Origin of the sequence: Haloferax mucosum ATCC BAA-1512 (assembly GCF_000337815.1) — an archaeon.
Classification (GTDB): domain Archaea; phylum Halobacteriota; class Halobacteria; order Halobacteriales; family Haloferacaceae; genus Haloferax; species Haloferax mucosum.
This window is the reverse complement of sequence record NZ_AOLN01000013.1, coordinates 120,151-138,493: the sequence shown is the minus strand read 5'-3', so window position 1 is coordinate 138,493 and position 18,343 is coordinate 120,151. Positions and strand designations below refer to the sequence as shown.

Here is an 18,343-nt window from a genome sequence, read left to right as displayed (position 1 = left end):
GGAGCGGCCGCGTGGTCTCCCGCCGACGCCGCCGCGGGACGGTCTACTCTTGTTTTGCTTCGAGTTCGAACGCGACGGTGACCTCGGCTTGGTATTCTCGCGTCTCGACGGACGCGACCTCGACGCCGAGTTCGTCTACTTCGACCCAGTGGACGCCCGCCAGCGTCTCTTCCGCCCGGTCGATAGCTTCATCGACCGCGGCGTCGAAACTCTCGTTACTCCGACCGATGAGGGTGATTTTCTTAAACACCATCTCGGCTGACCATTCGTCGTACTATCACAAATAATCATTCCTGAATTCACACGACAGGAACGCGGTTTCTGCGTGTCCGAATCGGTGCGCCGACGCGTCGACTATCGCCGAACAGCTCTGAGAGACGCGAGACGAAAACGCACGCAACCTCGTTCAGTTGGCTGTCCCGTCGAGTCGCTGTCGAAGCGCCCCGACCACGTCTGTCAGGTGGGCGGTCCCCCACGTAGCGACGATGACGCCGCCGATGGCGTCGAACACGAGGTCCAAGAGCGTGTCCTCGGGACCGTACTGCGTCAGGACGGAACTGGCCCCGGCGAGTGACGAGATACCTGAGATGGCGAACTCGATGACCTCCCAGAAGACCCCGAACGCGAGGACGAAAAGGAGGATGAAGACGAACGTGAATTTGGACGGGAGGTAGATGTCGGCCGTGTGTTCGTCCACCGCGCGGACGGTCGCATAGCCGGCGGCGGCGACGACAGACGACGACAGCGCGTGGGTGAAGTGGTCCCACCACCAGATGCCGGCGTAGAAACTCGTCTCGGTGCCGGGGAGACCGACAGTTCCGAGTGCGTGGAAGAACGCCGCCGAGGATATCCAGAGCGTCAGCCCCGCGTCCATCGGGATTCGATAGTCGCGTTCGAGTATCGCCGGGAGGTAGGTCACACCGAGACCGACCGACGCATTGACGACAATACCGAAATCGGGCCGGTCGAGACCGATGAACACCAGCCCGACGAGCACGAGTTGCATCACCCGCGAGAGCTGTTGTTGGCGGTGTTCGTCGATGTGGAGCCTCGACCGAATTCTCATCTGGACTCACCATCTTCGGCGGGTGTCTCGCTCGCTGCTGCGACGTCTGCCGGGATGCGCTCGCGCGACCTCGCCCGGCGGCGGAAGTAGTGTTCGAACAGCACGCCGCCGACGAGACCGGAGACCGTCGCGGCGACGAAGTCCCACATCAAGCCCGCTTCGATGGCATCGTCTCCCCGGCCGTTGAACAGCAGTTCGGTCCCGAGGTAGATGTCGGAGAGCCACTGGACGACCGCCCAGACGCCCGCGGCGGCCATCGTAGCGATGACGACGAAGAAGATTGCGAACGCCTGATTCATCCGAACCGGGGTGAACACGTCCAACTCAACCGCGACGATGAGTGCGACGGCGGCGACCGCGAGATACGTCGAAACGCGGCCCGTAAACGTCACGCCACCGATGGTCTGCCCGCGAACGAGGACGCGGGCGACGACCGGGAACGAGGCGAGCGCGACGACTTCCCACGGGAGCATCGCCTGCGGTTCGCGGAATGCGACGGCCGGAACGACGGTGAGCGCGGCGACGACCGTGGCGAATCCGCCCCAAACGAGGTCGCCGCCGGTAACGACGCTTCCGATGGCGACCGCCGCGAGAAACCCGGCGAACAGCCACGCCAGTGCCGCGTTGAGTCGTCTACTGCGGACGAATCGACGGAGTCCCGTCTGCGTGGCCTGTGTCATGCCCGTTCGTTGGCGACGGGCTGAGAAAACGTTTGGGCGCGAATCGCGCCGGTTACGCGGGTCGGTTCGGGTTACGCGTTGGCGCCGTGGACGACCTCGTAGTCGTCACCTCCGTTGTCGGAGACGCCGATAATTGCCCACTCGTACGGAAGGTCGATACCGCGAAGTCGCTCACGAAGCGCGTTGATGTGGTCGTCCCACGTGACGAAACAGCGAAGCCGGTATCGCGGTTCTGTTCCGCCGTCTGTAAGCGCCGGACGGCAGTCGCTCGCTTCGCGCGAACTCAGTGCGGTCACTTGGACCGTACGCCACTTGCGTTCAGCCAGCATATCGGGACCGTCGCCCGAGACGGTGTAGCCGAGCCGGCCGAATATCGACCGAGCCTCCTGAACAGGAGGCATCGAAGCCTGGGCCATGCAGGTCAACGTACACTCGCACTTGTGATAAAGATTGCCACGGTATCGGGTGACAGCATTAAACGAATGTATCGTTCCGGCGGCGATTTTACTCGTGAGCGGCGTCCCACTCGTCGGGTTTCCGGACGTTTCCACACTCGTTACACTCGACGCGGCCCATCGTATCCATCGCCGTGTCGAACGAATCGCAGTTCCCACAGCGGTAGCCCCACCGTGTTTCGGCGTTATCGGTCGAGTAAACGACGTAGAACGGACCCTTCGACCCGCGTTCGAACTCGTCGCTTGCGACGAAGACAGTTTTGCCACCCGGTGCTGTCTGTGATTTAAGTTGGCTCATAGCACTCGGTTGGACGGCCGATGGCTTAAGAAGTCGGTCCCTACGTGCGGAACGATTCGCCACACCCGCAACTGCTCGATGCGTTCGGGTTCTCGACGTTGAAGCCGGCCCCTTGCAGACCGTCTTCGTAGTCGAGCGTCGCGCCGCCGATGTAGTTCATACTCGAGGGGTCAACGAACACGCGGAGACCGTGTTGTTCGACCACCGTGTCGTCGTCTTCGGGTTCGCCGTCGAACCGCATCCCGTAGGACAGGCCGGCACACCCTCCCTGCTGGACGAACAGGCGAAGCCCAGCGATGTCTGTGTCCATCGACTCACCTTCGAGGAGCGAGATGGCTTCGTCGGCGGCCGCGGGCGTTATCGTAACGGCCGCATCGCCGCCGCCACTCGCGGTTTCCGTGCTCATACTACCCGTTATACTGTGGGAACGGTTAACTGTGGCGCCGGTCGAAACCGACCGCCGACGAGACGGAAGCGATTGTTGGCTGTGTCTGCGGCGCTCGTCGGCCGACATTCAGTCTTCGAACCGCTCGCGGACGCTCCGTGCGTGCGCGTCAAGCCCCTCTGCTTCGGCGAGCGTCGTAATCGTCTCCGAAAGTCCAGAGAGTGCGTCGCGGTCGAGTCGCTGAACGGTCGTCGAGCGGACGAAGTGGTCCACGGAGAGACCGCCCTGTCGCTTCGCGCTCGCACCGGTCGGGAGCACGTGATTCGTCCCGGAGGCGTAGTCGCCCGCCGCAACGGGGGTGTACGGACCGAGAAAGACGCTTCCAGCGGAGTCGATGCGGTCGAGGAGGGCCTCGTCGTCGTCGGCCTGAATCGACAGGTGTTCTGCGGCGTACTCCTCGGCGAACAGGACCGCTTCGGACATCGACCGAGCGACGAGAACGCCGGACGCGTCGTTTTCCAGCGCCGTTTCGATGGTCTCGGTTCGCGCGCTGTCCGCCGCCTGTCGCTCGACTTCCCCGACGATTTCGTCGGCGAGCGCGGCGTCGTCGGTGACGGCGACGACCGAGGCGTTCGGGTCGTGTTCGGCCTGCGCGACGAGGTCGGCGGCGACGAATCGGGCCTCGGCGGTCTCGTCGGCGACGACGAGCACTTCGGAGGGACCGGCGAGGAAGTCGATGTCAACGTCGCCGCGCACTTCGGCTTTCGCCGCGGTGACCCACTTGTTGCCCGGGCCGACGACCTTCTGGACGGCGTTTACGGTTTCCGTCCCGTAGGCGAGCGCGGCGATGCCTTGTGCGCCGCCGACCGAGTAGACGGCGTCGGCACCGGCGACGTGCATCGCGGCGAGCGTGACCGGATTCATCGTGTCGGCCGGCGGCGTGGCGACCGCGACGTGTTCGACGCCCGCGACCTTGGCCGGAATGACGCCCATGAGGACGCTGGACGGGTAGGCCGCCGTGCCGCCGGGCGCGTAGACGCCAACGCGGGAAAGCGGTCGGTAGCGCCGGCCGAGTTCTCGGCGTCCGTCGTTTCCGAACGTCTCGCGCCACTCCTCGGGGACCTGTCGCTCGTGGAACTCGCGGATGTTCGCCGCCGCGGTTTCGATGGCCTCGCGCACGTCGTCGTCGATTTCGTCGTAGGCGCGTTCGGCCGCGTCGGTCACGTCGATGTTGCCGACTTCGACGTCGTCGAACTCGCGGGAGAACTCCCGGAGCGCGACGTCTCCTTCCCGGTTGACGCGTTCGACGATGTCGTGCACGTCCGAGCGAACGTCGGCGACGCCGGCGTCTCGCTCGAAGAACGCGCGTCGAGCGTCGGGACCGAGGTCGGCCAGTTCGCGTGCCTCGATGTTCATATCTCGCGTTAGCAGGCGGCCCGAAAAGTCGTTGCGGAAGCGGTGGCCCGCTTCGAGGCTCCGAAACCGGCTTAGATAACGTCTCGGCGCTCCGCGTACGTGAGCGTCTGCTCGTCGGTTTCGATGGTCGTTTGAATCGTAATCCACCCATCGGCCTGCTGTACCGCGAATGCCTCGGTGAGAGAGAGTTCGACGCGTCGGGTCGTCGTGTAGGAGTCGCCGGCTGGGAGACCGCCGACTTCCTCTTTGCCCTGCCAGATTACGTCGTCGGTGTCGGTGCTGTTGCCGACGAAGATACGGCTGTAGACGGTGGTGTCGGCGGCGCGTTCGTCCTGTTGGTTGGTCAGCGTGCTCGTCACGTCGCGGCAGGTCTGTCCGCACGTTTCGATGCTGTCTATCTCGAAGACGAACGGCGGGTCTGCGCTCTCCTCGTCCGGCGTGGACGTGTCTTCGGTCGGCGTGCCGCGTTCTGCTTCTTCGCTTGGTGTCGGAGACGACATCTGAGTCGGTGTTGGCGTCTGCGTGGGGAAGTCACTACTGGATGCGTCGCCGTCTTCCACTCCCGAACCGAATCCGGGTGCGAGTCCGGTGCCGAACGCGACGCCGAGTACAACCACGAGTACGACGATGGCGACCGCGACTGCGCTTCGTCGCTTCATCGTCCGTCGGAACGTGCCGAGCGCCTATGAAATGGTAAAATAGTTCACGTCAATTTGACCGAATACACTCGATAGGGTTCGTTTAGCCGCTATTTGTAAGTGCTTAACCCGGGTGTTGACGGCCCGCTGAAGGCGAGCAGTGAGCCAACCCACACAAAACCCGGCAGTGAGCGTTCGGTGACGTGAACACACTGCACGTCTCCGAGACTCGGGAACCTAAGGCGGTATCGACGTTATAACCTGCGACCGCCTGACCCTGCCTACCTGTCCTAGCTATCCGTCTCCGAGCACGCCGCGCATCGCGTCGAATCCGGCGGCGACGTCCACGTCTGCGCCCTGTGCTTCCAGCGCCTCACCGAGCGCCGCCACGAGAAGTGCGACGTTTTCGGGGCGTGCCGAGTAACCCATACAGCCGATTCTGAAGATGTCGCCCGCGAGCGCGCCGAGACCGCTGGCGATTTCGAGGTCGTAGTGTTCGAGCACGTAGTCGATGGCGTCGTCCGCGTCGATACCGTCGGGGGCGACCACCGCGTTGAGACTCGGCAACCAGCAGTCGTCTGTGGGATTCAGCCCGAGACCCATCGCTTCGACGCCCGCCTTCAGCGCGCCCGCGACCCGGAGGTGTCGTCCCCACCGGTTTTCGATACCTTCCTCGGCGACCAACCTGAGCGCCTCTCGAATCGCGTAGACGTTGCTGATGGGCGCGGTGTGGTGGTACGACCGCTCGTCACCCCAGTAGCCTTCGAGGAGCGATAAGTCGAAATACCACGACCGAGTCGGGTGCTCGCGCGACAACACCTTGTCCATCGCGCGGTCGCTGAGCGTCAGCGGACTCGCACCCGGTGGGCACGAGAGACATTTCTGCGGGCCGGCGTAGGCCACGTCGATGTCCCAGTCGTCAACTTCGAGTTCGACGCCGCCCAGGGAGGTCACGCAGTCGGCGACGACGTAGGCGTCGTGGGCGTGAGCGATGCGCGTCAGTTCGGGGACGTTCGGTTGCCTGACGCCGGTCGATGTTTCGGCGTGGACGAACCCAAACACGTCCGGTTGGTGCTCGTCGAAAGCGGCCTGTACGTCGGCGGAGTCGAGCGGTTCGCCCCACGGTGCATCGACGCGAACGACGGTGCCGCCGGCGCGTTCGGCCATCGACGCCATGCGACCGCCGAAGTAGCCGTTCGACGGGACGAGAACCGTCTCGCCCGGTTCGACGAGGTTGCCGATAGCGGTCTCCATCGACGCCGAACCGGTTCCAGACACCGGAATTGTCCACTGGTTGTCGGTGCGGAACACGTAGCGCATGAGTTCCTGTACGTCGTTCATAATCTCGATAAACGACGGGTCGAGGTGGCCGACGAGCGGCGTGGACATCGCTCGGAGGACGCGCGGGTGAACGTCGCTCGGGCCGGGACCCATCAGCGTTCGGTTCGGCGGTACGAGTTCACCGACAGCGGGGGTTGTTATCATGGTCTTGTTTGACGTGCCACGTAGTGAGACAAAATAGATGTGGTTTTAGGAACAGGTTCGGCGAAAAATCCGCCTTCGTGTTCGTCAGTCTCGTCGCATCGTCCGCGACTGAGAACCGACCGGTTCACGTCGCTCGTCTCGTCACTGCGGCGGGTTCCGCGGGTAGTTCCCGACACCCGTCTGCAACTCACCTTCGACGACGACCCATCCGCGCCGGTCCGCCGGAACGTCGTACGCGTAGATTCGGTCGGTGTACTCGTTGTAGTTCCACCCACCGACCCACCACGAGTTCGTCCCGTAGAGTTCGATGCTTACGGAGACGGTCGTCGTCTCCGGACCGTCGTACTGCAGGTAGACCATCGAATCGTAGGCGTAACACCGTGTCTCGTCGGCTTCGTGCGGCCACTCGCAGGGCACCGCCCGCACGTTTTGACGCGGTTCGAAAATCGGCTCTGTGCCCTCGGGCGACCGCGTGTCGATAGAGCGGTTCACCGTCGCGTCCGCGTATAGGTCCACTGCGTCGTGTTCGACCCGGACCGTGTTAGCGTCGTTCTGGTCGTACTCGCGTTCGGATATTTGCTCCCAGCGAACCAGTCTGTCGTTCTCGATGACGGCCCGGTGGTACGTCGGGTCGGCGGGTAGCTCGTCGGCTCGAATCCGAAGCATCGGGCCGTACTGCGTGTCCACCACGTCGTAGGACCACGTTTCGGGGATGAGGTACTCCCTCGATTCGACGTTGGCGGCGACCGGTGACGAGTTGTTTTCGACCGGAAGCGGGACGAACATCGTCACGTTCGAAATCGGCTCGTCTGCCGAGACGCGGACGCTGTAGTCGTACTGGCTCCCGTAGGAGTCGAGAAACGAAAGCCGGCCGACCGCCCAGAGACCGCCCGCGGCGACGGCGACGACGAGGACGACGACGATGGCGACGATACCCAGCGTGCGGCGATTCATCGGTCTCACTCACGGTTTTCGGGCGAACTACCGGGTGTATCCGCCGAACCGCCGCCTGACTCCACGAACGCGGCGAAGTCGGCGACGAACGACTCGACTTCCTCCCAATCTGTGTACTCGTAGTCCCGCGAGGTATCGGTGTCGCCGGTTGCGTCGGCGGCGATACGCTTCATCATCATGCGGGTGAGAAAGCCGTACTCCGAGTAGCGAAGCGCGCCACCGAAGGCGGCTATCTTGTCGGGGTGCCAGCCGCTTTCCCGGATGAACTCGTCGATGTATTCCGCGACGTGAGCGCGAGCGGACTCGTCATCGACGGCCGACGAGAGCGAGACCTGAAAGAACCCGTTCGGGCGCGATTCGATGTCCGCGCGGTTCTCGCGGACGAATCTGTACACCGTTTTCGCGTGTTTGCCCATGTGAATGGACGACCCGACGAGCACCGCGTCGAAGTCGGCGAGCGACACGTCGCTTCTGCGGTCGGCAACCGAGACGCGCGTCGTCTCGTGGCCGCGGGAGTCGAGCATCTCGGCGATGCGTTCGGCTATCTTTGCGGTCTGTCCCTCACGCGACCCGTACGCAATTACGAATGACGACATCCCTCTCCACCACTAGGCCTATTCGAGCGCTCGCTCCTTAATCACAAATACAGGCTCTCAGACCGCGAGAAACGGATGCACCTCGTGCGAACACACAGTAGGAACTATTTTGACGATTTACGAATCACTTCCGAATACAACTAATGAATACTTCGATGGGAACCTACCTCGTCACGCAGTCCGACCGCTCCGACGGGCGGACGACGACTGACGTGGTACGAGCCGCGGTTCGCGGCGGCGTCGATATGGTGCAACTCCGCGAGAAGCACGCAAGCGCCCGCGAACGATACGAAATCGGGCGGGAGATTCGAGAGGTGACGGCCGATGCGGGCGTCTCGTTCGTCGTCAACGACCGGGTCGATATCGCCCGCGCAATCGACGCCGACGGCGTTCATCTCGGCGACGACGACGTTCCGGTCTCCGTCGCGCGCGAGCAACTCGGGCCGGACGCTATCGTCGGCCGGTCGGTTTCGACTGTCGCGGGCGCGAACGCGGCCGAAGACGCCGGTGCGGACTACCTCGGCGTCGGTGCCGTCTTTTCGACAGCCACCAAAGAGACCACCCCGGACCAGTCCGAAATCGGCGTCAAACGCATCGCTTCGGTCGCCGACGCGGTCTCGATTCCACTCGTCGGTATCGGCGGTATCACGCCGTCGAACGCGCCCGAAGTCGTCGCCGCCGGAGCCGACGGGGTCGCCGTCGTCACCGCCATCACCGCCGCTGACGACCCGGAGACCGCGACACGACGACTCGCGTCGGCCGTCTCGGACGGGAGGGACCGCCGATGAGCAGTCTCGACGCCGACCGCGGAATCACGCTCGACGACGCGCTCACGGCCGTCGCAGACGCACAACCGCTCGTCAACTCGGTCACGAACGACGTCACCATCAACGACGTGGCCAATATCACGCTCCACTGGGGCGGCCTGCCGGTCATGTCCGACGATGAGCGCGAAGTCGGCGATATGGTCGCCATCGCCGACGGCTGTCTGCTCAACATGGGGACCGTAAGCGAGTCGGGCGAAGAGACGATGCTCACCGCCGGGATGGCCGCGAACGACCACGGCGTTCCCCTCGTCGTTGACCCCGTCGGTGTCGGCGCGACGCCGACCCGCACTCGGGTCGCAGACCGTCTCGTCACCGACCTCGACGTGGACGTGCTCAACGGCAACTACGGCGAAATCTCCGCACTCGTCGGCGAGCACGCGGAGGTGCGCGGCGTCGAGTCCATCGGCGAGTACGCCGAAATCGCCGCGACCGCAGTCGAGTGCGCCCGCCAGACCGGTGCCGTCGTCGTCGCGTCGGGCGAGACCGATATCGTTGCGACCGAAGCCGCCGCGTTCGAGGTTCAGGCGGGTCATTCGATGATGGGCGAAGTCGTCGGCACCGGCTGTATGCTCGGCGTGACGCTCACCGTCTTCGCCGCGGCACTCGACGACCCACTCGACGGTGCACTCGCCGGAACTGTCGCCTACGGACTGGCCGGCGAACTTGCGGCCGACGGGGCATTCGGAGACTACCACGGCCCGGCGAGCTACAGAATCTCTTTCCTCGACGCCGCCGCGGGACTCGCCGGTGCGGAGACCCCGGCTCTCTCCGGCCGAATCGAACGGATCGAGGTGCGCTGAGATGCCGCCGATACAGCCGACTCCGCGGACGCCGCCGTACGCGGTTACGATTGCGTCCAGCGACTCCGGCGGTGGCGCGGGAATTCAGGCCGACCTGAAGACCATGACGCGACTCGGCGTCTACGGTGGCTCGGTCATCGTCGCCGCGACCGCCCAGAACTCCCGCGGTGTCGAGGACACGCACGTCCTTCCGGCCGACGCGATTCGCGCGCAGTTCGACGCGCTCGCCGACGACTTCGATATCGGCGCAGTCAAACTCGGGATGTTAGCGACGGCGGAGGCTGTCGAGACGGTCGCCGACTGCCTCGCCGACTACGACGGTCCGGTCGTTCTCGACCCCGTGATGGTCGCTACCTCCGGCGACAGACTCCTCGCCGAAGACGCCATCGACGCCTACACCGACCTGTTCGCGCAGGCGACGCTCGTCACGCCGAACGCAGACGAGACCGAGGCGCTTACCGGCCGTTTCCCCGACACGGAAGCCGCGCGCCACGCGGCCGCAGACCGGTTCTTCGAGTGGGGTGCCGATGCCGTCCTGTTGAAGGGTGGCCACGTCGAAACCGACGACTCGACTGTCACCGATGCGCTCGTCACGCCCGCGGAGACGACGACGTACATCAACCCCCGAATCGACTCCGCGGCCACGCACGGCTCTGGCTGTACGCTGTCGAGCGCAATCGCCGCCCGACTCGCTCGTGGCGACGCTCTCTCGGAGGCGGTCGAACGCGGTATCGACTTCACGCACGCGGCGCTGTCGGAACCGGCGGCTGTCGGCGACGGCGCGGGAAGCGTCAACCATCTCGTCGGTGGCGACTGGGCGGCGTTGGACGGCTAAAATTCACGACTGTTCGACCGCCGGACCGTCCGACTCAGAATTTCCCCCATAGTCGCGTCAGTTCGTCGGCGACGTCCGTACCGTCTTCGTGGTGTTCGACGGTCCAGTCGAGTTCACCGTCTCGAACGGTCAACTCGAAGCGGTCGAGCGCGGCCACGTAGACGGTTTCGTGGTGGCCGTCGCGCCGCGGACGTGTCCGTTCGTGGACGAGTTCCGCGTCCGCTAAGCGTTCGAGACGGCGGTAAATCGTCGAGACCGAGACGTCGCACTGCTCGCTGAGTTCTCGTGCCGAATGCGGTTCCGCGCTCGTCGCGGCGAGGATGGCCCGGACGTGTCTGTCGTCGAAAAGCGAGGTGAGCGTTTCGAGGTCAGACTCGTCCGTCACTGTCGGGCCTGTCATTCTTCGGTAGTATAAGTGCTGTCTCCGGTGGTCGGACGCCCACGGCCACAGGACAGCGGCCGCACCACAGTCCAGACTGTAGCCGTGCCGGCGCGCCGGTATCGTTCATCGGAAGGTAGATGGCAGAACTGGAACACGAGACGGGGGTTCATTGGAGGGCCGATTTGACGCGGGACGACGCACGGCACTTTTGGTGTCGCCTCCGGCACATTTCATATCCCTCCGTCGGCCGCAGGCGACTGCAATCCAGCGAGAAATTTTTATACGTGGACGTCGCGGTCGCCAACAACCTCAAAAAAGTGTCTCGACGGTATCCCGCCGTCTTCGACGCGTTACGCGCTGGCCGTCGCGTCCATATCTGGTTTCGTCGCCATCTCCAACACGCTCCGCGAGCGGAGGAGAAGCACGCCGAATCCGACCTTCGCGGTGAGGTCGAGCACCATGAACGCCGCCGTCTCCCAGTACAGCGGGAGGACGCCGATGGTTCCCTCGGTCCCGAGAATCCAGACCACGGGGTACAGGAGCCACAGGAATATCATCAGGTTTCGAAGCGTGCTGAACAGTTGTGCGACCTCGCCCGACTTTTCACGGGCCTGTTCGGACAGCGTACCGACGAGGACGTACAGCAGGACCAACAGCGCACCCGTGCTGATACCCCACCAGAGGATGCGGTACGCGGCGACCTGTTCGAACGCGGCGATGACGCCGGTCACGATCATGAACACGTCAAGACCGACGAGCGTCGCGATGGTGTTTCGATTCGCGCCGGCTAACAGCGCGAGGTCAAACAGTAACAACGGCGTCGTGAACACCCAGTCGGCGTACCGCGCCCAGTAGATGTCGAGCGTCTGATTCCCGACTTGAACCTCCGTGAGACCGAACCCGGTCGCCATCAGGAGGTACATCGCCGCCGCGATAGTCGTGATGAATATCGTGGCGATGTAGAATTTCTGCATTTCGGGGTCTCTGACGCCGCGACCCCGCCCGACGAAATACAGCGTGCCGACTGTCATTCCGAGCGTTCCAACCCACAGCCATATCGACTCTGCGCCTGGCGTTGCCATATCCCCAGTTACGGTTGTGTAGACAAAAGCTAGCACATATTCAATAATTTTGTACAATCATGTTTCGAAACCGAATGTCTGGCTGTGTATCACCAATGTCGGCAGTCATACGAGGATACACACGAAGGCTGAACAGTCATCACATCCGACGGATGAGCGGACCGACTGAGTTTTATTGCCCGCTTGCGCACCCGTCGCCGTACGGTATGGACAGCGACGAACGTTTCGAAGACCCGATTGCGTCCGCACTCCTCAGCGACTCGCACTACGAACAGCTCCGAATCCGGCGGTTTAGTCTGTTCAAGCAATCGCTTCCGCGAAAGCTCGCGTGGCAGAGCCTCATCCTTGCCGCGTTGACTATGGTTCTCCCGTTGGCGATGACACTCCCGGCATCGACGCGGGCGTTGTTCCCCGATGGCGACCCGCTGTGGGCGGCGCCGAAGATTCTCCTCTTGGGGGCGTACGCGGGCGCTATCGAGACTGTCGCCGCGCTCGGTCTCGTCTACGTCGGCTATCGACGACTCACGCGCGGCGGCGCGTTGAGCGAGCGCGAAGCGCGACAGCTACTGAACATCGAAGACGTGGCGTCGATGATAAGCCTCGTGACCGGCTTGTTCGCCGTCGTCGCCGTCAACGGTTTTTTCCTCCTCGGCCACGGCGGCAAACCGGCCATGTCGATGTTTCTCGCCGCGGGCGGGAACAACCCGTTCGCCGGAACGCCGATTCCGGTTCCGGTATTCGGCGTCGCGGTGACTGCCGGCGTGCTGTCCATCCTCGTCTTCGCGGCGAGTCGCGTGTTCGACCGTCTGCTCCCGGTCTGATAGAAGCGACACTCGTCACTGGTCGGCGCGAGAAAACGACCGATTCCCTTCCGGAGACCCGGTAACACTCACGTCAGCAGAGACTCAAGTCGTCTCGGCCCATACTCCGAGACGATGGCAGACCACACCCCGACACCGGGTATTCACCACGTCACGTGCATCGCCGGCGACCCACAGCGAAACATCGACTTTTGGGTCGAAACACTCGGGCTTCGTCTCGTCAAGCGCTCTATCAACCAAGACGACCCAAGCGCGTACCACTTTTTCTTCGCCGACACCGAGGGGACGCCCGGAACGAGCATGACGTTCTTCCCGTGGGAGACGCTCTCGCGTGGAACGGTCGGAACGGGGCAAGTCTCTCGAACCGCGTTCCGAGTTCCCGAAGGGAGCCTCGACTACTGGGAATCCCGGTTCGACGACTACGGCGTCGAGTACGACGACCGAATCGAGCGATTCGGCGAGACCGTGTTGCCGTTCCGCGACCCCGACGGACTCCCTGTCGAACTGGTCGAAGTCGAGATTCCCGCGGACGACCCGACCGTTCCGTGGACCGAGTTCGTCCCCGAGTCGGTGGCAATTCGAGGCTTCCACTCGGTGACGTTGTGGGTGGCGGACCAGAAGCCGACCGAAGACCTTCTGCGGACGATGGGGCTGACGGAAGCCGGTACCGAACAGTCACAGGGCGACACGCCGGGAGACGAGCGGACACGGTTCGCCGCCGCCGGCCCGGTCGGTGCGTACGTCGATATCGTCCCGACAATCGAGAGTAGCCGACAGGGCCACGGGACGGTCCACCACGTCGCGTTCCAGACGCCGACCGACGAGGACCAACACGCGATGCGCGAGGCCGTCCAGTCACACGGTCTTCGCCCGACGAACCAAATCGACCGCCACTGGTTCCGCTCCGTCTACTTCCGAGCGTCGAACGGCGTCCTGTTCGAACTCGCCACGAAAGACCCGGGTTACACCAGCGACGAACCGCTCTCTGACCTCGGCGGCCGACTCGTGCTTCCCGGCGAGTTCGAAGCCCGGCGCGAGCAAATCGAAGCGGGACTGACCGACGTGACGATACCGTCGGCCGAGTCAGCCGAGGCAGACGACTAACGTAACTCGTTGTGGCAGTCACCCTGCCGCGGCAGTTGCGCTCCGAGAGACGTATATACTCCCGGACCAGTCCGGCACCAGTCACTCACCGTTCCGACGGGAACCAACAGTCGATGGCATCACAGACGCCTCGGTCACCGCGCGAGAGCCAGAGAGGAGATGACGAGAGGCAGAAACGGGACAGCCAACGGTCGGCCGGCGACACTGAATCGGAATCGACTGCTCTCGTCTCGCTCGACGGTGACCGACAGGTCGCATACGCCACCTACGGAGACCCTGACTGCAAACCAGTCGTGTTTCTCCACGGAACGCCCGGCTCCCGGCGGCTCGGTGCAGTGTTCGACACCGCCGCGCGAGAACGCTCGATACGCGTGCTCGCTCCCGACCGGCCGGGATACGGACGCTCGACCCACTGGGACGAGTACTCGATGCGCGACACGGGCGCGGTCGTCGAAGCCGTCCTCGACGATGTCGGTGTCGCCCCCGCCGGCTTGGTCGCCTTCTCCGGCGGTGCGCCGTATGCGCTCGCAACCACCGCGACCCGACCGGAGTTAGTCACCAGCGTCGATATCGTCGCCGGAGCGACGCCGCCTGCGTGTTCGGACGCGACGCCCGCAACACAGCGTCTTCTCGGCGCGTTGGCGGCCAACACACCCCGAATCCTCCGCGGTCTCTTTCGCGGACAGGCGTGGCTTGCAGACCGCGCCTCCCCATCGTTCGTCGTCTCGCAGTACACGACAGACACCCCGGCAGAAGCGGTGTCCGACCACGTTGCCGCCGTCGTGAAGGACGATTTCGTCGAGGCCATCGCGGGGGGCGGCCGGGGCGTCGTTTCGGAGTTCCGCGAGACGACGTCTGCGTGGGACCTCTCGCTCGACGACATCGACAGGGAGGTGCGTGTGTGGCACGGCGAGCGCGATACGAACGTCCCCGTAGACGGCGCTCGGCGGTTGAACGCGAAGATACCGAACGCACGAATGCACGTCTTCGACGACGCAGACCACCTTCAGACGCTCGTGCGAAGTATCCCTGCGGTCTTGGACGCTCACGAACGCGGCGATTGACGCCGATGATAACTGGGCTAGCGTTGACTCACGTCCGGGACGACCGGGACGACGTTGACTGGTCTCGAGCCGACCGAGACCACGACGTTTGATATGCGACTCGGCCGAACGGTCGCCAATCGCGGCATGAAACGCATTCTCTTTTCGATCACCTACCCAGACCGGCTCGTCCACCCGCTTCATCGACGGCTCGTGGCTGAATCGTCGGTGGAGCGAGCCGAGCTACTAATGTGGAGTCCCACCGAGGACGCGACGACGTTGCTTTGGTGTGACGGCGACCGAGCGGCTACAGAGCGGGTCGTCTCCGGCATCGACTCGCTCGTGTCGTGCCAGTTCGTTCCGGAGACCGACGGCACGTACGCCTTCCTTCGGCAGGACGGCTACGAGTTCCCGACAGCGGTACTGGACGTCATCGCGGACTCTCGGGTGATATTCCTCCCCCCGGTGACGTTTTTCGACGACGGGAGCGTTCGGTGCGAGACCGTCGGGGAAGCGGCGGCGCTCAGCGCGTTTTACGAGGCGCTTTCCGAACTCGGGTCGGTGAGCATCGAACGGGTGTGTGATTTCGAGCGACGGCACTCGCCGTCTCGGCTCTCTTCTCGCCAGCGAGCGGCACTGGAGACTGCGGTCTCGGTGGGGTACTACGAACGCCCCCGCGATGGCTCGGTCGCGGATGTCGCGGACGCGCTGGGATGTGCGACGAGCACGGCGGGGGAACTGATACGAAAAGCCGAGGCCGCGGTGATCGAAGCGTACGTCGAGCGTGACTAACTCGTGGGTCGGCAGTCGCTCGTCGCTTCTGTCCGACTGGTGTCCAACCCCGGCCACTCGGGAACTGAGTGAGCTACCGGAAGCCGCGCGTGGTGACCTAACGAAGCGACCAATTCGGATACCGAGCGCTCTTCGGTGTGTCTCGAAGATATCGCCCGGGACACTAACGGCCGGTATCATCCCGAGGCGGCGTGCCGCGTCAACCGGGAAACCCTCGTGCCAGGCGGTCCGTCTTTCGGGCGCGGACGCTCCGAAGTACGCCGGCGAATGCCGGCCAGTAGGTGTTACGTACCCGGGTTCGCCGTGCTGTCATCGCTCCCGATGTGGGACAACTCGGACGGGGACTTGAGGTACGCACTCGACTCTAATTCACGCGTGCTAAAACGCCTTCCGACCCGGTCGCCCCGTCTCGTCGTCGGTAAAGAAGACCGCCCGGACGCGAACGATCTGTCCCTCGGCCCGAACGTAGTACAGGCGGTCCTCGGCCCGATGGACCGCCGGAAGTGCGTTGAGGTCCTCTCGGAGGTCGTCGTAATCGCTCAAGCAGTCCGAGATGGTCATCTCTCGTGGGTGGCCGCCTGAAGACGCTTCGACGACCTTCTTCACCCACGGACTCTCTTCGACGCGCGGGTCGGAGATGTCCACGACAGTAGCGTTTTCGGGAACGTGTCCGACTAACTCCCCTTGGAGGAAAATCTCAGCGGACGAACAGCCACGAAACGAGGAACACCCCGCGAGCGACCCCGAAAGGCCGACACTCGCCGTGATGAGGCTACGGCGGAGAAATCGACGTCGAGGTTGATTCGGGGTCATCGAATGACAGGAATTCAGAAAAACAGATAAAGCTTCTGTCAGTTACAGTGAATATTCCGATTCGCGCAACTGGACGTACTTACCGTTCCGGAATTTGAGCTTCGTCCGCTTGTACTGCGTGGCGAGTTTCGCGGCGCTGAACCCGGCGCTGAGCTTCGTCGCGCTGAACGCCTTGTAGCCTTCGTCCTTTTCGAGGAGCTTTCGAGCCGCCTTGAACGATTTGTCCCAGTCGCCCGGGCCGTACTCGTGGACGATGTCGGCCATCGCGACGTTTCGTAGAACCTCGTCGCCTATGGCGTCCTTCCAGCGGGCGTTGTACTCGCTTAGGTCGCCGCTCGCGGCGAGTTCGCCAGCGATGGCACCCGTGCGAACAGCCACGTGGTCGCCTCCCTCGTGGAACGCGGAAGTCGCGCCCATGGCACCGCCGGTGACGGCGATTCCCGCCGCAGTCGGCGAGTCGATGGGTCGCGTCGAGGAGATAGAGTAGGTCTCCGTTCCCTTCGTCTTTCCGCGGTCTTCGACGAGCGGGAAGTCCTCGTCGATGTCGTATTCGTCGCCGTACTCCTGTTCGAGTAGGCGGCGGACGTACTCGCGGCCCTGCGGAATGCGCTCGTCGTCCTCGCGGAGCAGTTTGTAGTCGTTGCGGTCTTCGACCTCGTCGATGTCCATTCCGATGGGCATCGTGAGGCCGACGCGGCAGACGTTGTTGTCGTTCGGGAACACCCACGGGTACGCCGTGTGGCCGGGCATGTAGCCCCACCAGAATTTGATAGCGCCGTCAACCTCGTCGAACAGTTCCGGTGGGAACTCGCGGTGTTCTTGATACGCGATGTGGTTGACTTCGGGCGAGGCGAGTCTGTCGGTAATTTCGAACGGCAGGAGGTCGTCGAGGACCTTGTTCGTGACCGTCCGTTGTGGGCCGTCGGCGAGGATGAGGAAGTCCGCACCCACGTCGTCACCGTTTGCGAGGCGGACGACGTGGCGCGGGTCGTCTTCGGTCCCCGTCGCGTCGAGGTCCGTCTCTACGTCGCGGACCGAGGCTTTGAGACGGTATTCAGCGCCAGCGTCCTCGGCGCGACTGCGAAGCCAGTTGTCGAACTTCGCTCGGTGAAACGTGTACCCGAACTCGTCGTACGAGGCGTCGATGCCGGTACTTCGGAGAACCACCGATTCGTTCGGGCCGATGAATTCGGCGCGGTCGAGGACATCGAGAATGATACCCTCCGGCAGTTCGTCCGGATGGATGTCCATGATGTCCACCCAGTAGTCGAGGATGCCAGCCGCGTCCGTCGAATCCGGGCCGAGACCCTCTCGGTCCGCACGGGGGACGCCTTTTTCGAGGACCAAAGCGGAGGCACCGACCGAGGCCGCGGCGTGTGCCGCCGACGTGCCGGCCGGGCCGCCGCCGACGATGGCGACGTCTACGCGTTCCATATCGCAACAGCGCTTCGCTCGGGTATTAAACCCCCTGAACCGCCGCGATGGAACGACCCGGCGGTGTCGTGCGCTTCGACGCTCGGTTTCGGCGTTACGCGATTCGAACCGCCGTCGTCTTCGGCTCGTGTACCATCTCAAAATACCGCGTCTGATAACCAGAGACGGAGATTTATGCAGACAACCGCGTTACGTGCGGACTAATGACCGGTGACGAGTCGGGCGACGAGCGTGAGCCAGTGGTTTTCCGCGACGAAACAGGCGACCTTGTCTTCGTTGACGGCGGTCCCGCACCCAAGGGCTACGCTCCCGTCGCGTGGAAACTCGGTGAAGATGGGACACGGTTCGTCGTTGACCCGACTGTTGACGCGGTAGCCGTCACCCGAACGATTTCGAAGCGACGGCCTCGAAGTCGAGAACCAATCGGCTGATACCCC

General features: G+C 63.7%; 23 protein-coding genes. 8 read left to right on the top strand and 15 right to left on the bottom strand.

All coding sequences use genetic code 11. The features are described 5' to 3' along the window. Window positions 1–43: 43 nt before the first annotated feature. The 11 genes from C440_RS10650 to C440_RS10600 all read right to left on the bottom strand — a co-directional run bounded on the left by C440_RS10650 (window position 44) and on the right by C440_RS10600 (window position 7,973). A complete protein-coding gene (locus tag C440_RS10650; RefSeq protein ID WP_008320480.1) occupies window positions 44–253 on the bottom strand; it encodes a dodecin in 210 nt (69 codons plus the stop codon). Window positions 254–406: 153 nt separating this feature from the next. After that, complete coding sequence (locus C440_RS10645; RefSeq protein WP_008320479.1) at window positions 407–1,066, bottom strand: hypothetical protein; 660 nt, start codon at window positions 1,064–1,066, stop codon at window positions 407–409. Continuing rightward, window positions 1,063–1,746: a hypothetical protein gene (locus C440_RS10640; RefSeq protein WP_008320478.1), complete on the bottom strand. Its 684-nt coding sequence runs from the start codon at window positions 1,744–1,746 to the stop codon at window positions 1,063–1,065. The genes C440_RS10645 and C440_RS10640 overlap by 4 nt, the downstream gene beginning before the upstream one ends. Window positions 1,747–1,817: 71 nt before the next feature. Then, window positions 1,818–2,162 carry a DUF7116 family protein gene (locus tag C440_RS10635; RefSeq protein ID WP_049915707.1) on the bottom strand — a complete coding sequence of 115 codons (345 nt, stop codon included), beginning with the start codon at window positions 2,160–2,162 and terminating at the stop codon, window positions 1,818–1,820. 88 nt (window positions 2,163–2,250) lie between these two features. Next, complete coding sequence (locus C440_RS10630; protein WP_008320476.1) at window positions 2,251–2,499, bottom strand: DUF5816 domain-containing protein; 249 nt, start codon at window positions 2,497–2,499, stop codon at window positions 2,251–2,253. Between the two features lie 40 nt (window positions 2,500–2,539). Beyond that, window positions 2,540–2,905 carry a HesB/IscA family protein gene (locus C440_RS10625; RefSeq protein ID WP_008320475.1) on the bottom strand — a complete coding sequence of 122 codons (366 nt, stop codon included), beginning with the start codon at window positions 2,903–2,905 and terminating at the stop codon, window positions 2,540–2,542. A 108-nt stretch (window positions 2,906–3,013) separates the two neighbouring features. Further along, window positions 3,014–4,300, bottom strand: a complete 1,287-nt coding sequence (gene hisD, locus C440_RS10620; protein WP_008320474.1) for a histidinol dehydrogenase — start codon at window positions 4,298–4,300, stop codon at window positions 3,014–3,016. A 71-nt stretch (window positions 4,301–4,371) separates the two neighbouring features. Then, window positions 4,372–4,959: a hypothetical protein gene (locus tag C440_RS10615; protein WP_008320473.1), complete on the bottom strand. Its 588-nt coding sequence runs from the start codon at window positions 4,957–4,959 to the stop codon at window positions 4,372–4,374. A 273-nt stretch (window positions 4,960–5,232) separates the two neighbouring features. After that, entirely contained in the window at window positions 5,233–6,372 is a 1,140-nt protein-coding gene (locus C440_RS10610; RefSeq protein WP_152417875.1) for a pyridoxal-phosphate-dependent aminotransferase family protein, read from the bottom strand. Window positions 6,373–6,564: 192 nt separating this feature from the next. Then, window positions 6,565–7,377: a hypothetical protein gene (locus C440_RS10605; RefSeq protein ID WP_008320470.1), complete on the bottom strand. Its 813-nt coding sequence runs from the start codon at window positions 7,375–7,377 to the stop codon at window positions 6,565–6,567. A gap of 5 nt (window positions 7,378–7,382) precedes the next feature. Further along, window positions 7,383–7,973 carry a flavodoxin domain-containing protein gene (locus C440_RS10600; RefSeq protein WP_008320469.1) on the bottom strand — a complete coding sequence of 197 codons (591 nt, stop codon included), beginning with the start codon at window positions 7,971–7,973 and terminating at the stop codon, window positions 7,383–7,385. Window positions 7,974–8,128: 155 nt separating this feature from the next. Between C440_RS10600 and thiE the strand changes: the two genes are divergently transcribed. The 3 genes from thiE to thiD are packed head-to-tail and all read left to right on the top strand — an operon-like array spanning window position 8,129 to window position 10,435. Continuing rightward, complete coding sequence (thiE, locus tag C440_RS10595) at window positions 8,129–8,761, top strand: thiamine phosphate synthase (RefSeq protein WP_008320468.1); 633 nt, start codon at window positions 8,129–8,131, stop codon at window positions 8,759–8,761. Further along, window positions 8,758–9,600, top strand: coding sequence for a hydroxyethylthiazole kinase (gene thiM, locus C440_RS10590; RefSeq protein ID WP_008320467.1), 843 nt, complete (start codon window positions 8,758–8,760; stop codon window positions 9,598–9,600). Before thiE ends, thiM begins: the two co-directional genes overlap by 4 nt. A gap of 1 nt (window position 9,601) precedes the next feature. Beyond that, the gene (gene thiD, locus C440_RS10585) at window positions 9,602–10,435 is read left to right on the top strand and encodes a bifunctional hydroxymethylpyrimidine kinase/phosphomethylpyrimidine kinase (protein WP_008320466.1); all 834 of its coding nucleotides are present in this window, start codon (window positions 9,602–9,604) and stop codon (window positions 10,433–10,435) included. Between the two features lie 34 nt (window positions 10,436–10,469). Here the strand turns inward: thiD and C440_RS10580 are convergent, their stop codons facing one another. Both C440_RS10580 and C440_RS10575 read right to left on the bottom strand, forming a co-directional pair. Continuing rightward, window positions 10,470–10,835: an ArsR/SmtB family transcription factor gene (locus C440_RS10580; RefSeq protein ID WP_008320465.1), complete on the bottom strand. Its 366-nt coding sequence runs from the start codon at window positions 10,833–10,835 to the stop codon at window positions 10,470–10,472. 332 nt (window positions 10,836–11,167) lie between these two features. Continuing rightward, window positions 11,168–11,899: a bacteriorhodopsin gene (locus tag C440_RS10575; RefSeq protein WP_008320464.1), complete on the bottom strand. Its 732-nt coding sequence runs from the start codon at window positions 11,897–11,899 to the stop codon at window positions 11,168–11,170. Between the two features lie 206 nt (window positions 11,900–12,105). Here C440_RS10575 and C440_RS10570 point away from each other — a divergent pair, with 206 nt between their 5' ends. The 4 genes from C440_RS10570 to C440_RS10555 all read left to right on the top strand — a co-directional run bounded on the left by C440_RS10570 (window position 12,106) and on the right by C440_RS10555 (window position 15,659). Beyond that, window positions 12,106–12,720: a hypothetical protein gene (locus C440_RS10570; protein WP_008320463.1), complete on the top strand. Its 615-nt coding sequence runs from the start codon at window positions 12,106–12,108 to the stop codon at window positions 12,718–12,720. 114 nt (window positions 12,721–12,834) lie between these two features. Then, complete coding sequence (locus C440_RS10565) at window positions 12,835–13,824, top strand: VOC family protein (RefSeq protein ID WP_008320462.1); 990 nt, start codon at window positions 12,835–12,837, stop codon at window positions 13,822–13,824. Between the two features lie 113 nt (window positions 13,825–13,937). Continuing rightward, the gene (locus C440_RS10560; RefSeq protein ID WP_008320461.1) at window positions 13,938–14,888 is read left to right on the top strand and encodes an alpha/beta fold hydrolase; all 951 of its coding nucleotides are present in this window, start codon (window positions 13,938–13,940) and stop codon (window positions 14,886–14,888) included. A gap of 93 nt (window positions 14,889–14,981) precedes the next feature. Further along, window positions 14,982–15,659 carry a helix-turn-helix domain-containing protein gene (locus C440_RS10555; RefSeq protein ID WP_049915757.1) on the top strand — a complete coding sequence of 226 codons (678 nt, stop codon included), beginning with the start codon at window positions 14,982–14,984 and terminating at the stop codon, window positions 15,657–15,659. A gap of 378 nt (window positions 15,660–16,037) precedes the next feature. Here the strand turns inward: C440_RS10555 and C440_RS10550 are convergent, their stop codons facing one another. Together C440_RS10550 and C440_RS10545 are read right to left on the bottom strand one after the other, a co-directional pair. Then, a complete protein-coding gene (locus C440_RS10550) occupies window positions 16,038–16,472 on the bottom strand; it encodes a hypothetical protein (protein ID WP_049915702.1) in 435 nt (144 codons plus the stop codon). 42 nt (window positions 16,473–16,514) lie between these two features. After that, window positions 16,515–17,906 carry an NAD(P)/FAD-dependent oxidoreductase gene (locus tag C440_RS10545; protein ID WP_008320457.1) on the bottom strand — a complete coding sequence of 464 codons (1,392 nt, stop codon included), beginning with the start codon at window positions 17,904–17,906 and terminating at the stop codon, window positions 16,515–16,517. Between the two features lie 203 nt (window positions 17,907–18,109). On the opposite strand from C440_RS10545, the gene C440_RS10540 reads away from it, so the two are divergent. After that, window positions 18,110–18,337, top strand: coding sequence for a hypothetical protein (locus C440_RS10540; protein ID WP_008320456.1), 228 nt, complete (start codon window positions 18,110–18,112; stop codon window positions 18,335–18,337). Window positions 18,338–18,343: the final 6 nt, after the last annotated feature.

Excerpts from the sequence above, each read along its gene's own strand:
- C440_RS10650 (WP_008320480.1), bottom strand. The coding sequence starts at position 253 with ATGGTGTTTAAGAAAATCACCCTCATCGGTCGGAGTAACGAGAGTTTC.
- C440_RS10645 (WP_008320479.1), bottom strand. The coding sequence starts at position 1,066 with ATGAGAATTCGGTCGAGGCTCCACATCGACGAACACCGCCAACAACAG.
- C440_RS10640 (WP_008320478.1), bottom strand. The coding sequence starts at position 1,746 with ATGACACAGGCCACGCAGACGGGACTCCGTCGATTCGTCCGCAGTAGA.
- C440_RS10635 (WP_049915707.1), bottom strand. The coding sequence starts at position 2,162 with ATGGCCCAGGCTTCGATGCCTCCTGTTCAGGAGGCTCGGTCGATATTC.
- C440_RS10630 (WP_008320476.1), bottom strand. The coding sequence starts at position 2,499 with ATGAGCCAACTTAAATCACAGACAGCACCGGGTGGCAAAACTGTCTTC.
- C440_RS10625 (WP_008320475.1), bottom strand. The coding sequence starts at position 2,905 with ATGAGCACGGAAACCGCGAGTGGCGGCGGCGATGCGGCCGTTACGATA.
- hisD (WP_008320474.1), bottom strand. The coding sequence starts at position 4,300 with ATGAACATCGAGGCACGCGAACTGGCCGACCTCGGTCCCGACGCTCGA.
- C440_RS10615 (WP_008320473.1), bottom strand. The coding sequence starts at position 4,959 with ATGAAGCGACGAAGCGCAGTCGCGGTCGCCATCGTCGTACTCGTGGTT.
- C440_RS10610 (WP_152417875.1), bottom strand. The coding sequence starts at position 6,372 with ATGGGTCCCGGCCCGAGCGACGTTCACCCGCGCGTCCTCCGAGCGATG.
- C440_RS10605 (WP_008320470.1), bottom strand. The coding sequence starts at position 7,377 with ATGAATCGCCGCACGCTGGGTATCGTCGCCATCGTCGTCGTCCTCGTC.
- C440_RS10600 (WP_008320469.1), bottom strand. The coding sequence starts at position 7,973 with ATGTCGTCATTCGTAATTGCGTACGGGTCGCGTGAGGGACAGACCGCA.
- thiE (WP_008320468.1), top strand. The coding sequence starts at position 8,129 with ATGGGAACCTACCTCGTCACGCAGTCCGACCGCTCCGACGGGCGGACG.
- thiM (WP_008320467.1), top strand. The coding sequence starts at position 8,758 with ATGAGCAGTCTCGACGCCGACCGCGGAATCACGCTCGACGACGCGCTC.
- thiD (WP_008320466.1), top strand. The coding sequence starts at position 9,602 with ATGCCGCCGATACAGCCGACTCCGCGGACGCCGCCGTACGCGGTTACG.
- C440_RS10580 (WP_008320465.1), bottom strand. The coding sequence starts at position 10,835 with ATGACAGGCCCGACAGTGACGGACGAGTCTGACCTCGAAACGCTCACC.
- C440_RS10575 (WP_008320464.1), bottom strand. The coding sequence starts at position 11,899 with ATGGCAACGCCAGGCGCAGAGTCGATATGGCTGTGGGTTGGAACGCTC.
- C440_RS10570 (WP_008320463.1), top strand. The coding sequence starts at position 12,106 with ATGGACAGCGACGAACGTTTCGAAGACCCGATTGCGTCCGCACTCCTC.
- C440_RS10565 (WP_008320462.1), top strand. The coding sequence starts at position 12,835 with ATGGCAGACCACACCCCGACACCGGGTATTCACCACGTCACGTGCATC.
- C440_RS10560 (WP_008320461.1), top strand. The coding sequence starts at position 13,938 with ATGGCATCACAGACGCCTCGGTCACCGCGCGAGAGCCAGAGAGGAGAT.
- C440_RS10555 (WP_049915757.1), top strand. The coding sequence starts at position 14,982 with ATGCGACTCGGCCGAACGGTCGCCAATCGCGGCATGAAACGCATTCTC.
- C440_RS10550 (WP_049915702.1), bottom strand. The coding sequence starts at position 16,472 with ATGACCCCGAATCAACCTCGACGTCGATTTCTCCGCCGTAGCCTCATC.
- C440_RS10545 (WP_008320457.1), bottom strand. The coding sequence starts at position 17,906 with ATGGAACGCGTAGACGTCGCCATCGTCGGCGGCGGCCCGGCCGGCACG.
- C440_RS10540 (WP_008320456.1), top strand. The coding sequence starts at position 18,110 with ATGACCGGTGACGAGTCGGGCGACGAGCGTGAGCCAGTGGTTTTCCGC.